Source organism: Microtetraspora sp. NBRC 16547, from assembly GCF_030268965.1.
Taxonomy (GTDB): domain Bacteria; phylum Actinomycetota; class Actinomycetes; order Streptosporangiales; family Streptosporangiaceae; genus Microtetraspora.
This window is the reverse complement of the sequence record NZ_BSSE01000019.1, coordinates 1-12,891: the sequence shown is the minus strand read 5'-3', so window position 1 is coordinate 12,891 and position 12,891 is coordinate 1. Positions and strand designations below refer to the sequence as shown.

Sequence of the window (12,891 nt, the reverse complement as noted above, 5' to 3'; positions counted from 1 at the left end):
GTGTCGGTCCGTCGTCTTTCAGGATAAGCCTCGCGCGGAAGTCCCCTGTCAGATCACGGTGAGGGGCAGCAGCTTCTTGCCGGTGGGGCCGATCTGGATCTCGGTCCCCATGGTCGGGCAGACGCCGCAGTCATAGCAGGGCGTCCAACGGCAGTCCTCGACCTCGACGTCGCCCTTGGCGTCCTGCCAGTCCTGCCAGAGCCACTCCCGGTCGAGACCGGCGTCCAGGTGGTCCCACGGGAGCACCTCGTGCTCCTCGCGCTCGCGCGTGGTGTACCAGTCGACGTCCACGGGCTCGTCGGCCAGTGCCTTCTCGGCCGCCTGCCTCCAGCGGTCGTAGGAGAAGTGCTCGCTCCAGCCGTCGAACCGGCCGCCGCCCTCCCAGACGGCCCGGATGACGCGGGCGACGCGGCGGTCTCCCCGGGAGAGCAGCCCCTCCACGATCGACGGCTTGCCGTCGTGGTAGCGGTAGCCGATGGCCCGGCCGTACTCCTTGTCGCCGCGCAGCTCGTCGCGCAGCTCGCGGAGGCGGCGGTCCACGGTCTCGTGGTCGCACTGGGCGGCCCACTGGAACGGCGTGTGCGGCTTGGGCACGAACCCGCCGATCGACACGGTGCAGCGCACGTCCCTGGAGCCGGTCGCCTCACGGCCCGCCCGGATGACCTTCTTGGCCAGGTCGGCGATGCCGAGGACGTCCACGTCCTCCTCCGTTGGGAGGCCGCACATGAAGTAGAGCTTCACCTGTCGCCAGCCCTGGCTGTACGCCGTGGTGACGGTGCGAATGAGGTCCTCCTCGGTGACCATCTTGTTGATCACCTTGCGCATGCGCTCTGAGCCGCCCTCGGGAGCGAAGGTGAGCCCGGAACGCCGCCCGTTGCGGGAGAACTCGTTCGCCAGGTCGATGTTGAACGCGTCCACTCGCGTGGACGGCAGCGACAGCGACGTGTTGGTGCCCTCGTACCGGTCGGCCAGGCCCTTGGCCACGTCGCCGATCTCGGAGTGGTCGGCGCTGGACAGTGACAGCAGTCCGACCTCGTTGAAGCCGGACTCGCGGATGCCGTTCTCCACCATGTCGCCGATCGTGGTGATCGACCGCTCCCGCACCGGGCGGGTGATCATCCCGGCCTGGCAGAAACGGCAGCCACGGGTGCAACCGCGGAAGATCTCCACGCTGAACCGCTCGTGGACGGTCTCGGCCAGCGGGACGAGCGGCTTCTTCGGATAGGGCCACTCGTCGAGATCCATGACGGTGTGCTTGAAGATCCGCGTCGGCACGCCGGGCCGGTTCGGCACGACGCGCATGATGCGCCCGTCCGGGTGGTACTCGACGTCGTAGAACTTCGGGACGTAGACACCTCCGGTGGAGGCGAGGCGCATCAGCAGCTCATCGCGGCCGCCCGGCGATCCCTCGCCCTTCCACTCGCGGATGACCTCGGAGATCGCGATCGCGATCTGCTCTCCGTCGCCGAGGACGGCGGCATCGAGGAACTCGGCGATGGGCTCGGGATTGAACGCGGCATGGCCGCCGGCCAGCACGATCGGGTCCTCATCCGTCCGCTCGGCCGCCTCCAGCGGGATGCCCGCCAGGTCGAGCGCGGTCAGCAGGTTGGTGTAACCGAGCTCGGTGGAGAAGGACACCCCGAGAACGTCGAAAGCGCGAACCGGGCGGTGGGCGTCGACGGTGAACTGGGGCACGCCTTCGGCCCGCATGAGCGCCTCGAGGTCCGGCCAGACCGCATAGGTGCGCTCCGCCATCGTGTCGGGCAGGTCGTTGAGAATCTCGTAGAGGATCTGCACGCCCTGGTTGGGCAGGCCGACCTCATAGGCGTCCGGGTACATCAGAGCCCACCGGACGCTCGCCTCGTCCCAGTCCTTGACCGTCGAGTTGAGCTCACCCCCGACGTACTGGATCGGCTTCTGCACCTTGGGCAGCAGCGGCTCCAGGCGAGGAAACAGTGACTCGACAGACATGGCTCCAAGCGTATCCGCTTCGAAAAGCGTCCCATGTCCACTCGTCCACAGGCCCCTCGGCGTGATCTCAGACGGAGCGCCTGTCGTAGGCGCGGATGCGGATGGCCTGGAGCATGCCCACGGCCATCATGTTCGCGAACATGGCCGTGCCTCCGTAGGACACGAAGGGCAGCGGGATGCCCGTGATCGGCATGATCCCGATGGTCATCCCGACATTGACGAAGCTCTGGAAGGCGAACCAGCAGACGATGCCCCCGGCGATCAGGGACCCGAACCTGTCGTCGCACTGCCGTGCGATGCGCACGGCCCGCAGCAGCACAACGCCGAGTAGGAGGACCACGCTGACCGAGCCCACGAAGCCGAGCTCCTCGCCCGCGACGGTGAAAATGAAGTCGGTGTGCTGCTCCGGCACGAACCGGCCGGTGGTCTGCCCTCCGTGGAACAGGCCCTTCCCGAAAAGCTCCCCCGAACCGATGGCGACGAGCGCCTGCGTGCTGTTGTAGCCGACCCCTCGCGGGTCACTCGCCGGGTTGATCAACGCGGTGAAGCGCGCCACCTGGTACGGCTTCAGCAGCCCCAAGGACCACACCGCCGCCGCCGCCGCGCCGCCGAGCAGCAGAAACAATGCGACCCAACGCTTGCGCAGTCCCGCCAAGATCAGGGTCCCCCCTGTGATCACCAGGAGGACCATCGTGGTGCCCAGATCCGGCTCGAGCATCACCAGCATGGTGGTGATCCCGGTGGCGGCGAGGCAGAGGGCCACGCTGATCAGCCTGGGCCGGCCCGTCCTCTCGGCCGGCTTGGCGAGGGACCGCGCCAGTATCAGCACAAGCGCGGGCTTGGCCAGCTCGGCCGGCTGCACGGCGAAGCCGCCACCGAGCGTGATCCACGAGTGGTGCCCGTTGATCGTCGCTCCCATCGGTGTGATGACCAGCAGCAGGCCGATGAGCGCCGCACCGAACACCACGGGCGCGGCGGTCCGCAGCCGGCGATAGTCGATCATGGCGACCGCGCCGAGCAGCGCCACGCCGATGAGGATGTTGAGCACGTGCTTCTTGGCCAGCGCGGTCGGCTGCACCGACATCCAGCTCCGGGTGGACGACCAGACCAGGAGTGTCCCGATGACGGACAGCGCCGCGATCGCGAGCAGCATGAGGCCGTCCATCTTCCTGATCGGCGATCCCCGCCCCACCGCACGCTTTGCGAAGGATCTGCTGCGCACGGCCGACTGCTGGATCATTGGGCGACCGTCCCGTCCCGCCTGATGACCGGCAGGCGCTCCACGGGGTGCCCGGAGGGCAGCGCGGCCTTCAGCGGCTTGCCGTTGTCGTTCTTGCCCAGGCCGTAGATGCCTTCCCAGATCCTCCTCACCGCCGGGGCGGCCGTCTCCGCGCCGAATCCGCCCTGCGAGACCATCACAACGGTCACCAGCCGCGGGTCCGCAGCGGGAGCGAACGAGGCGAACCAGGAGGTGTCCCGCTTGCCCCACACCTCGGCGGTGCCGGTCTTGCCACCGACTTTCACCTCGTTCATCGGGAAGCCGCGAAACGCGCCCGCCGCGGTGCCGTCCGACGTCACCTCGCTCAGTGCCTTACGGATGTAGTCCCGGGTCTCCTTGTTGATCGGCAGCTTCCCGACGACCGGAACCTTGATCTCCTTGACCAGCGTGCCGTCCGGGCGGAACAGCGCCCGGCCCACCCGGGGGCTGCGGACCTTGCCGTCTCCGACGAGCGCGGCATACGCCCTGGCGAGCTGGAGCGGGGTGACGAGCACGTCACCCTGGCCGATGGAGAAGTTGGCCGCCTCGTAAGCGTGGTAGATGTTGCCCTCGAGGCAGTTCTCGTTGGCCAGTCGCTTGGCGAACGCGGCCCGTCCCTCATCCTTGATCTCCGGAAAGCCGGTCTTCGCCCGCCTGCAATTCTCGATCTTGGTGGCTTTCCAGAGGTTCTCCTTCCACCTGCGGTCCGGGATGAGGCCCGGGGACTCGCCCGGCAGGTCGATGCCGGTTCGCTGGCCGAACCCGTAGGCGCGGGCCATGTTCGGCATGGGCTCCTTGACCTTGGCCTTCGGCTTGTTGCCGCCGTCGCGCAACCACTGTTCGTACCCCGCCCGGTAGAAGACCGTGTCGCAGGACTTCACCAGCGCGGTGTGCAGTGAGATGGAGCCCAGGCTCATGCCGCCGGCGTTGCCGAACGCGCGGCCGGCGACGTTGAACGAGCTCGGGCACTGATAGGTCCCGTGCAGCGGGGAGCCGTCCGCGACCATCGCCGAAACCGAGGAGATCTTGAAGGTTGATCCCGGAGCGAACGTGCCGTTGATCGCCCGCGACACCAGCGGCTTGCCGGACTTCTTCGACAGCAGGCGCTGGTAATCGTGCTCGGAGATACCCCCCACCCACACGGACGGGTTGTACGTCGGCACGCTGGCCATCGCGACGACCCGGCCGGTCTTGACGTCGAGCACCACGCCCGCGGCGCCGTCGGACCCCACGCTCTTCGCCGCTTCGGCCACCGCCTTCTCGACGATGGACTGGACCCGCGTGTCGATGCTGGTGACCAGCGTGTCGCCCGTCGTCGGTGACTTCTGCTGCGTGACCGCGATCTGCTTGCCCATCCGGTCCACCTGGACCCGGCGCAGGCCCGACTCGCCCCGCAGCTCGGCGTCGTACACGGCCTCCAGACCGTCACGGCCCACCAGGTCGACCCCGGAGTAACTGGCCTTGAGGCCCTCGCGCTTCTCCAGCTCGCTCTGGGTGACCGGCTGGAGGTAGCCGAGCAACTGGGCCGCTTCCGTCCCTCCCGGGTAGTCGCGGACCGCCTGGATCTCCGCCGTGACCCCGGGGAAGTCCTCCTGCCGCTCCAGGATCTGCAGCGCCTGCCGCTGGGTGACCCGGCTGTCCACCGGGATCGGATGGTACGGCGAGCCCGGCCAGCACGGCCGCGAAACGCCCGGCCCGCAGGCACGGATCTGCTGCTTGATCTTGTCCGGCGACATGCGGAGCACCTTGCCCAACCGGCCCAGCACGGCGGCGCCGCCGTCGGGCATCCGCTCAAACGTGGTCCGATCCACGGAGACCACCAGGCTGGTGCTGTTGCGCACCAGCGGCCGGCCCATGGCGTCGAGGATCTGCCCCCGCAACGCCGGCACCACCACTTCACGGGTACGGGTCTCGGTCGCGACCGCCACGAACTCCCTTCCTCGTACCATCTGGACCTGCCAGAGCCGTACGAGGAGAACCACGATCAGGGACACGACCACAATCTGAAGAACGATCAACCGCGTGTGCATCCGGGTCATGCGACCCCCTCGCTCATATCCGTCTCCAGCTGGGCACCAGTACGGTCTGCCGTCGCCGTTCGCGGAGGAGACGCCGCACCGCCCACAACACAACCGGGGCGGCGATCAGATTGCACAGCGCCACCCAGGGCCACACCGTTCGCAGGTAGGTCCAGCCGACACCGTCGTCCGCGACCAGGGCCCTGACTCCCACCGTGAGAGCCGGAGCGAGAACCGCGCACACCAGCGTGGCGAACAGCGGCGCGTGCGCGGCCAGCCTCCCCGCCACGAAGCCGGTGAGGCACATGACCAGGGCGTACTGTCCCAGCAACTCTCCCGCGGGCGGCAGGATGTCGGCCGCGAGGCCCGCGCAGAAACCGATGACCGCGCCATCGAGCGGGCCTCGCATCGCGGCCAGGACGATCACGACCAGCAGGACCAGGTCGGGGACCACCTTGACCGGCAGCCGGTTCAACACCGTCACCTGCACGACCAGGGCGACGAAAAGGAGCAACGCGGCGAGCAGGTTACGCGCCATGCCGATCAGTCCCTCCCCTCGTCCTGGTGCGGCGTGGCGGCCTGGTCCGGCTCCCCCGAGTCGCCGGTCGTGTCCCGCCGCTTGGCCTGGCCCGTGGATCTGTCCTTGGACTTGTCCTTGCCGTGGTCCTTGCCTTTGTCCTTCTTGCCGGGCACGCCCCTCCCGGGCTCCTGCGGCAGGACCGAGTCACGCGGGTCGCGATCGGGGGCCCGGACCACGACGCCCACGACGTCAAGCGCGGAGAAGTCGGCGTACGGCCTGGCATAGGCGGTCCGGGTCACCTCCCCCGGCGTCATCTGGACCCGCTCGATCTCCCCGATGGGCACACCCGGCACATACGGCGTTCCGTTCTGCGAACCGAAGGAGACGATCCGCCGCCCCTTCTTCAACGGCACCGTCGAGGCGAGCAGGCGCAGCCTGATCAGGTTGCCGTCCTTGCCGTTCTCACCGAGCCCGCTGACGACGCCGAGCTCGCGCCCGCCCTCCAGGCGGGCACCCGCCGACGAGCCGGGATCGGTGAGAAGGATGACGGTCGACGTTCCCGGCCCGGTCCGGATCACCCGGCCCACCAGGCCGTCGCCGTTCAGGACGGTCATGTCCCGGCGCACGCCGTCCCGCGAGCCGACGTCGATCTCCACGTTGTCCTCGAGACCGGGGGTGTGCCGGCGCGCGATGACCTGCGCGGGCACGACCCGGTAGTGGCCGAGACCGGACAGACCGAGCATGCGGTCGAGCTGCTTGGACCTGTCCCTGTCCAACTGGGCGGCGGCCAGCCTGCTCCTGAGCTGGGCGTTCTCCTTCTTCAGCCCATCGATGCGCTCCTTGGCGCCCGGGGCGCCGGTCACCATCGAGAAGAATGTCGAAACCGGCTCCGTCACCTTCGTGCTCGCCTGCTCCGCCGCGCCGAACACCGAGGAGGCGATCTGCCGCAGCGGCCCGGCGACGGACGCGTCGCCGCTCCGATGACCGACGGTGATCAGCACCAGAGCGGCGGCGAGGAGGATTCCGAGGATCAGGCGGGTGCGGCGGGAATCTCTCATGACGCGCCCCCTTAGTGGCGGGGTTCCGGCACCAACACCTGCTGGAGCGCTTCGAAGTCCTCCACGCATCGGCCGGAGCCGAGAGCGACGGAGTCGAGGGCGTTGTCCACGAGATGGACCGGCATCCCGGTCTCGTCACGTAGCCGGTCTTCCATGCCCTTGAGCAGGGCCCCGCCACCGGTGAGCGCGATGCCCCGGTCCATGAGGTCGCCCGACAGTTCCGGCGGGCACCTGTCCAAAGTGGTCTTGACGGCGTCCACGATCGCGTTCACCTGCTCCGCGGTGGCCCGGCGGATCTCCTCTCCCGAGATCACGACGGTCTTGGGCAGTCCGGTGACGAGATCCCGGCCGCGGATCTCGGCATGGAGCTCCTCGCTGACGTGATACGCCGAGCCGATGGCGATCTTCACCTCCTCGGCGGTCCGGTCGCCGAGCATCAGGGAGTACTCCTTCTTGGCGAAGTTCACGACCGCCTGGTCCAGCTCGTCGCCGCCGACCCTGATCGACTGGCAGGTGACGATGCCGCCCATCGAGATGATCGCGACCTCGGTGGTGCCGCCGCCGATGTCGACCACCATGTTGCCGGTGGGCTCGTGAACGGGAAGGCCCGCGCCGATGGCCGCCGCCATGGGCTCCTCGACGATGTAGACCTTCCGGGCACCCGCCTGATATCCGGCCTCCTTTACCGCGCGCTGCTCGACGCCCGTGATTCCGCTGGGCACCGCCACGATGATGCGCGGCTTGGCGAAGCGCTGGCGCTTGTGAACGCGCTGGATGAAGTACCTCAGCATGCGTTCGGTGATGTCGAAGTCGGCGATCACCCCGTCACGCAGGGGACGGACGGCGATGATGTTTCCGGGTGTTCGCCCGATCATGCGTTTCGCCTCGATCCCCACCGCGACGATCTTTCCGGTGGAGTTGTTGATCGCTACGACGGACGGCTCGTTGAGAACGATGCCGCGCCCTCGGACGTAGATCAGAGTGTTCGCCGTGCCGAGGTCAACCGCCATGTCACGGCCCAGGAATGCCAGCTTGCTCCCCATGCTGAAGAAGGCCTTTCAGGTGGTTTGCGGGATAACGCATCGCACTCGAATCGTAACTTGCTGTACCCATGGCCCGGCACATCGAGCCTTCAGCGAGCGGGAAAATCTTCCCGGCCAGGGCCATCAAAAGCGTCACTACCTGGGAAAACACGAGAGGCCCCGGTTTGAGCCGGGGCCTCTCCTGTGGTCGAGCGCTCAGAAGCGGTCGGGGAAGAAGATCTTGATCTCGCGGGCGGCGGACTCGAGCGAGTCGGACCCGTGGACGACGTTCTCGCCGATCTCCAGAGCGTGGTCGCCGCGAATCGTGCCGGGGGCCGACTTCACCGGGTCGGTCAGACCGGCCAGCGCGCGGAACGCCTCGATGGCCCGGGGACCTTCCACGACGAGCGCGACCAACGGCGCGGACGTGATGAACTCCACCAGCTCGCCGAAGAACGGACGCTCGGCGTGCTCGGCGTAGTGCGCCTTGGCGGTCTCGGCGTCAAGAGTGCGCAGTTCCATCGCCACGACCTTGAGGCCCTTGCGCTCGATGCGGCCGATGACGTCCCCGATGAGGCCACGACGGACACCGTCCGGCTTGATCAGGACAAGCGTGCGCTCCGACACGAGAATCTCCTCTGTTGATCTTCAGCCGTTCTCGGCGACGGCTGCGAAAAGTCGGCCCTCCGCAGCAAGGCGTGCTCATGGCCGCGCTCGCTCGGGTGCTCCGTGCAACCCGCAGCTTACCGGTCTGAGGAGGTTTCCCCGCTCCCCGCGCCCATCTCCTCGGGCGAAGGGGTGGGGGACGGGATCAACACCTGAGCGTTCTGCCGCGCCGCCCCGGGTTCCCGCCGCCCCAGCCACGACGCCATCACGATGATGCCCACGACGATGAACCCGCCCACCAGGGCCCACATCCACAGCGCGTCGAGGAACGCGTCCGCGACGAGCGTCGGCTGCGCCGCCGCCGAGCTGCGGATGCCGTCGATCCTCAACCGCTGGACGCCCGTTCCCAACAGGAATCCGCCGAGCAGCGCGGGGAAGCAGAGCGACAGGCCGAACAGCGCCGTACCGACCCGGACGGTTCGCAGCGCGGCCACCAGAGCCACCGCCGCGCCCCCGGCAAGCAGCGAGAACGGCACCACCAACACGAGACCGACCGAGGTCGGGATGAGCAACCTGATCGCACACAGCGCGGCCACGATCGCCACCAGACCCCCGCCGACGAGCTTCGCCGCGGTCTTGTCGCCCACCGTACTCGCGGCATATGCGCTGGCCACCGTCACCACGGCGGCCAGCGTCAGGGGCAGCCAGAGACCGGAGAGCCCCGGCCCGCCGCGCACACCGCCCATCTCGAGGTACGTGGCCTGCGCGGCCGTCGGGAGCACCACCAGGCCGACCGCGACACTCGCGAACGCCAGCGTGCGCCCTCCCGGCTCCTCGAACCTGGTGACCACGCACAGACCCAGCACGGCGATCACCGCGACGGCAGCCGCGGCGATGGCCAGGACGGCCGGCCAGTCGAACGTCATGCCGACCGCCAGGGCCGCTATGCCCGCGGCGAGGACCGCGGCCCGCGTCAGCCTGCCCCGGTCACCGCGGAGCTCCGCCGCCGACGGTCGTTCGGCGTCGGAGCCGTCCGCGCCGTCTCCCGCCACGATCCAGAGCACGAGGTACACGGCGGCGAGCGCCAGCGCGACACCGGTCAGGAGCGGATACGGCTGGAGGGTGACCTGCCAGGAAGTCGCCTTGGCCAGCGGCCACAACGCGAGGGCCTGGGCCCCGGCCAGGCTCGCCGCGAGCATCCCCGCCCAGACCGGCAGCAGGAACCTGCGCCGCGGACGCTCCCAGGCGGCCACGAGGGTCGCGGGCAGCAGCAGGCCCGCGCCGATGCCGTGGAGGACACGCAGCACGCCGACCACGAAGGTCGACCCCGCGTAGCCTCCCGCGGCGTCCGCGGCGGCCAGCAGCGTGAGCCCCACCACCAGTATCGGCGCGGCACGGAACCGGCGTACGGCGACCGCCGCGAGCGGCACGGCCAGCAGCATGACCGGCAGCGCCAGGCCGTGCGCCCGCACCATCGCGACCTGCGATGCGTCCGGCGGCAGCAGCGCGGCCACCACGGAGATGGTGTTCGGAATGGCGACGATCGCCAGCGGCAGCGCGACCGCGACGAGGAGCCCGAGCACGACGTCGAGCAACAGAGGAACGCGTACGGCACGAACCGCCACGGCGGTCCGGGCCTGCGGAATCGGGGGGACGGCCATGTTGGCCGACTTTAGCGCTTCGTCGCACCTTCGACACGGCGAGCGACGAATATCGCTGTTATCCATAGCGCGGTGAAGATCACGCCGAGGAAGAACATCGTCGGGACGAGGAAACCGGTGGCGATCGCCAGAAGCTGGACGACGCTGCCCGCGATGTAGCCGGAGGGCCGCTTCAGCATGCCCGCGGCCAGCACGCACAGTATGGCCAGCCCGATGCCGACGGTCACGGCAACGGTGGTGTCGACGTGCGCCACCGCGATGGCGACCGGGGTGAACAGTGCGACGACGATGGCCTCCATGCCCAGCACGCTGGCACCGAGACGCCGCATTCCCGGGGTCACCTCGAACTTGCCCTCACCATGCGCGCTGCTCATCGGTCCGCCTTCAGCAGGATCCGGGCGTCGCCGGCGGTGACGACCGAACCGGTGATCAGCACGCCGGAGCCGAACTCGTCGCCCTGGTCCGCCAGACCGACCGCGAGGTCGATCGCGTCGTCGAGCCGGGCCACCTCGTGGACCCGCTCGGCCCCGAAGACGCTCTCCGCCTTCTCCGCGAGATCCTCAGGCGACATGGACCGGGGCGAGGTGTTCCTCGTCACGACGATCTCCTCGACGATGGGCTCGAGGAGCTCCAGGATCGTGTCGACGTCCTTGTCGGCCATGACGGCGACCACGGCGATGAGCCGGGTGAAGCCGAAGGACTCCGAGATCGCGTCGACGGTCGCCTCCATGCCGCCGGGGTTGTGCGCGGCGTCGAGAACCACCGTCGGCCCTCCACGGACCACCTCGAGCCGGCCCGGACTCGTCACCCGCGCGAACGCCTGTCGGACGAGATCGTCACCGAGCGGCTCGTCGCCGGCGCTCAGGGCTTCCACGGCGGCTAGCGCGCTCGCCGCGTTGCTCGCCTGGTGCGCGCCGTACAGAGGCAGGAAGACCTCCTCGTAGACGCCCTTCAGGCCCTTCAGCTGGAGCAGCTGGCCGCCCATGCCGAGCTCACGGTGGAGGACCCCGTACTCCAGGCCCTCCCGTGCGACCGTCGCGCCCATCTCCACGGCCCGACGCATCAGGACCTCCGCCGCCTCCAGCGGCTGCTGCGAGAGTATGACCGTCGCATCGGCCTTGATGATGCCGGCCTTCTCCCCGGCGATCGTCTCGATGTCCGGGCCGAGATAGTCCGTGTGGTCCAGCGAGATCGGCGTGATCACCGACACCGCGCCGTCGGCGACGTTGGTGGCATCCCAGGTCCCGCCCATGCCGGTCTCGATCACGGCGACGTCCACCGGAGTGTCCGCGAAGGCGGCGAAGCCCATTCCGGTGAGGACCTCGAAGAAGCTGAGCTTCCCGACCTTGGCGTCGATGATCTCGAGATAGGGCGCGATGTCCTCGTAAACCTCGGTGAACCGCTCCTCCGAGAGGGGCTCGCCGTCGACGCTGATGCGCTCGCGCATGGAGTTCAGGTGGGGACTGGTGAACCTGCCGACCCGAAGATTGCGCTCCCGTAGCAGCGCCTCGATCATGCGCGCGGTGCTGGTCTTGCCATTCGTCCCGGCCACATGAATGATCGGGTATGCCTTGTGAGGGTCACCGAGCAGCTCCACCAGGGCGATGATCCGGTCGAGGGTGGGCGTGAAATCCCACTCGACTCCCCTGCGCATGATGGCCTGTTCGACCTCTCGATACTCCACGCATCAACCTTACTGTCAGCCCGGATGACCACCGTCCCCGAGGACGACGCGCCCAAAGCCGCACGAATTCGACGACAGAACCGCGACGTGAAAATGACGGCCAGGGAGATAGTGCCAGGAGTTGAAGCATCAGCGACACCGGCCCTGGAATGTGCTCGAATGGGCCCATTCCAGCGTCAGATCGGTTCAGGCGGGTGTCGGTCCCGTGCCGGTGGCGACGAGTTCAACCTCGAAGCCGTACCCGTCCTCAAGATAGGTGGCGTAGTGCTGATCTCCCCCCGCATAGGGATGCCGGTTGGGGAACAGCAACGTCCAGCCGTGCGCCGACGCCTGCTCAGTTGGCGATGGCTACTGGAAGCCCTCGGCTACAGCCTGTTCCAGGAGTGGGCCGAAGGGCGTAGCTGGCGACTCGGACAGGCCGGGTCGTCAGCTGGCTGGTGTCCGTAGGCCCCATGAACTGGCTGGTGTCCGTAGGCGCTACGACGGGGGGTTGTTCCGGCCGGCCGTGATAGCGGGCCTCCAACGAGCCGCTGATCGCGGCCATCGCGGGCGCGGTGGTTGCTGGCACGGTCCTACGCCGGCCTCCACAACCCCCCGCCTCCGCGCCACACTCTCCCGCCGCACCCCTGCCTCCACCCGCAAGCGAACTCCGGAAAGCACCCAAACCAACCCGGAAAACCAAAAAGAGGCCCCACCACGGAACCCCTCAAAACACCCACACCACAGCCGGCACAAGCGAATCCGACCCCACCCATAACCCCGCAGCCCTGACACAGCCCACAGCACCAGCCAGCAGGCCACAAACCACTAGCTACCGGCCCGGAAAACCCCGCCCCAGAACCAGCGGCACCACACCCCAGCCACGGGCAACAAAAAAGGGGGCCCGGCACCCGGAACCCCCACAAACAAAGAAAACAACCCCAGAAAACAGAGAAAGGGCCACCCCAAAAACGGGTGACCCTCCCTCACAAAAATTGTCCGGCGGCGTCCTACTCTCCCACACCGTCCCCAGTGCAGTACCATCGGCGCTGGAAGGCTTAACTTCCGGGTTCGGAATGTAACCGGGTGTTTCCCTACCGCTATAACCGCCGTA

11 protein-coding genes and 1 rRNA gene are annotated in these 12,891 nt (G+C 68.3%); all 12 read right to left on the bottom strand.

The genetic code is table 11. The annotated features are described in order from the left end of the window. Nucleotides 1–48: 48 nt before the first annotated feature. On the bottom strand, nt 49–1,971 hold the full coding sequence (locus QSK17_RS23765; RefSeq protein ID WP_285707377.1) for a TIGR03960 family B12-binding radical SAM protein: 1,923 nt from the start codon (nt 1,969–1,971) through the stop codon (nt 49–51). 67 nt (nt 1,972–2,038) lie between these two features. Further along, nucleotides 2,039–3,211 carry a rod shape-determining protein RodA gene (rodA, locus tag QSK17_RS23760; RefSeq protein WP_285707375.1) on the bottom strand — a complete coding sequence of 391 codons (1,173 nt, stop codon included), beginning with the start codon at nt 3,209–3,211 and terminating at the stop codon, nt 2,039–2,041. Beyond that, a complete protein-coding gene (mrdA, locus tag QSK17_RS23755; protein WP_285707373.1) occupies nt 3,208–5,268 on the bottom strand; it encodes a penicillin-binding protein 2 in 2,061 nt (686 codons plus the stop codon). Before mrdA ends, rodA begins: the two co-directional genes overlap by 4 nt. Before the next feature lie 13 nt (nt 5,269–5,281). Beyond that, nucleotides 5,282–5,785: a rod shape-determining protein MreD gene (gene mreD, locus QSK17_RS23750; protein ID WP_285707371.1), complete on the bottom strand. Its 504-nt coding sequence runs from the start codon at nt 5,783–5,785 to the stop codon at nt 5,282–5,284. A gap of 5 nt (nt 5,786–5,790) precedes the next feature. Further along, on the bottom strand, nt 5,791–6,825 hold the full coding sequence (gene mreC / locus QSK17_RS23745) for a rod shape-determining protein MreC (protein ID WP_285707369.1): 1,035 nt from the start codon (nt 6,823–6,825) through the stop codon (nt 5,791–5,793). An 11-nt stretch (nt 6,826–6,836) separates the two neighbouring features. Beyond that, a complete protein-coding gene (locus QSK17_RS23740) occupies nt 6,837–7,868 on the bottom strand; it encodes a rod shape-determining protein (RefSeq protein ID WP_285707368.1) in 1,032 nt (343 codons plus the stop codon). Between the two features lie 195 nt (nt 7,869–8,063). Further along, nucleotides 8,064–8,474: a nucleoside-diphosphate kinase gene (gene ndk, locus QSK17_RS23735; protein WP_285707367.1), complete on the bottom strand. Its 411-nt coding sequence runs from the start codon at nt 8,472–8,474 to the stop codon at nt 8,064–8,066. 116 nt (nt 8,475–8,590) lie between these two features. After that, nucleotides 8,591–10,114, bottom strand: coding sequence for a hypothetical protein (locus tag QSK17_RS23730; protein ID WP_285707366.1), 1,524 nt, complete (start codon nt 10,112–10,114; stop codon nt 8,591–8,593). Between the two features lie 11 nt (nt 10,115–10,125). Further along, a complete protein-coding gene (locus tag QSK17_RS23725; protein WP_285707365.1) occupies nt 10,126–10,488 on the bottom strand; it encodes a DUF4233 domain-containing protein in 363 nt (120 codons plus the stop codon). Continuing rightward, nucleotides 10,485–11,768, bottom strand: coding sequence for a bifunctional folylpolyglutamate synthase/dihydrofolate synthase (locus QSK17_RS23720; RefSeq protein ID WP_285707531.1), 1,284 nt, complete (start codon nt 11,766–11,768; stop codon nt 10,485–10,487). Before QSK17_RS23720 ends, QSK17_RS23725 begins: the two co-directional genes overlap by 4 nt. A gap of 216 nt (nt 11,769–11,984) precedes the next feature. Continuing rightward, nucleotides 11,985–12,107 carry a VOC family protein gene (locus tag QSK17_RS23715; RefSeq protein WP_285707364.1) on the bottom strand — a complete coding sequence of 41 codons (123 nt, stop codon included), beginning with the start codon at nt 12,105–12,107 and terminating at the stop codon, nt 11,985–11,987. Between the two features lie 667 nt (nt 12,108–12,774). Continuing rightward, nucleotides 12,775–12,891 (bottom strand): 5S ribosomal RNA (gene rrf, locus QSK17_RS23710).

Coding starts and splice junctions, on each gene's coding strand:
- QSK17_RS23740 (WP_285707368.1), bottom strand. CDS start 7,868: ATGGGGAGCAAGCTGGCATTCCTGGGCCGTGACATGGCGGTTGACCTC.
- QSK17_RS23720 (WP_285707531.1), bottom strand. CDS start 11,768: ATGCGCAGGGGAGTCGAGTGGGATTTCACGCCCACCCTCGACCGGATC.
- mreD (WP_285707371.1), bottom strand. CDS start 5,785: ATGGCGCGTAACCTGCTCGCCGCGTTGCTCCTTTTCGTCGCCCTGGTC.
- QSK17_RS23730 (WP_285707366.1), bottom strand. CDS start 10,114: ATGGCCGTCCCCCCGATTCCGCAGGCCCGGACCGCCGTGGCGGTTCGT.
- QSK17_RS23725 (WP_285707365.1), bottom strand. CDS start 10,488: ATGAGCAGCGCGCATGGTGAGGGCAAGTTCGAGGTGACCCCGGGAATG.
- QSK17_RS23765 (WP_285707377.1), bottom strand. CDS start 1,971: ATGTCTGTCGAGTCACTGTTTCCTCGCCTGGAGCCGCTGCTGCCCAAG.
- mrdA (WP_285707373.1), bottom strand. CDS start 5,268: ATGACCCGGATGCACACGCGGTTGATCGTTCTTCAGATTGTGGTCGTG.
- mreC (WP_285707369.1), bottom strand. CDS start 6,825: ATGAGAGATTCCCGCCGCACCCGCCTGATCCTCGGAATCCTCCTCGCC.
- rodA (WP_285707375.1), bottom strand. CDS start 3,211: ATGATCCAGCAGTCGGCCGTGCGCAGCAGATCCTTCGCAAAGCGTGCG.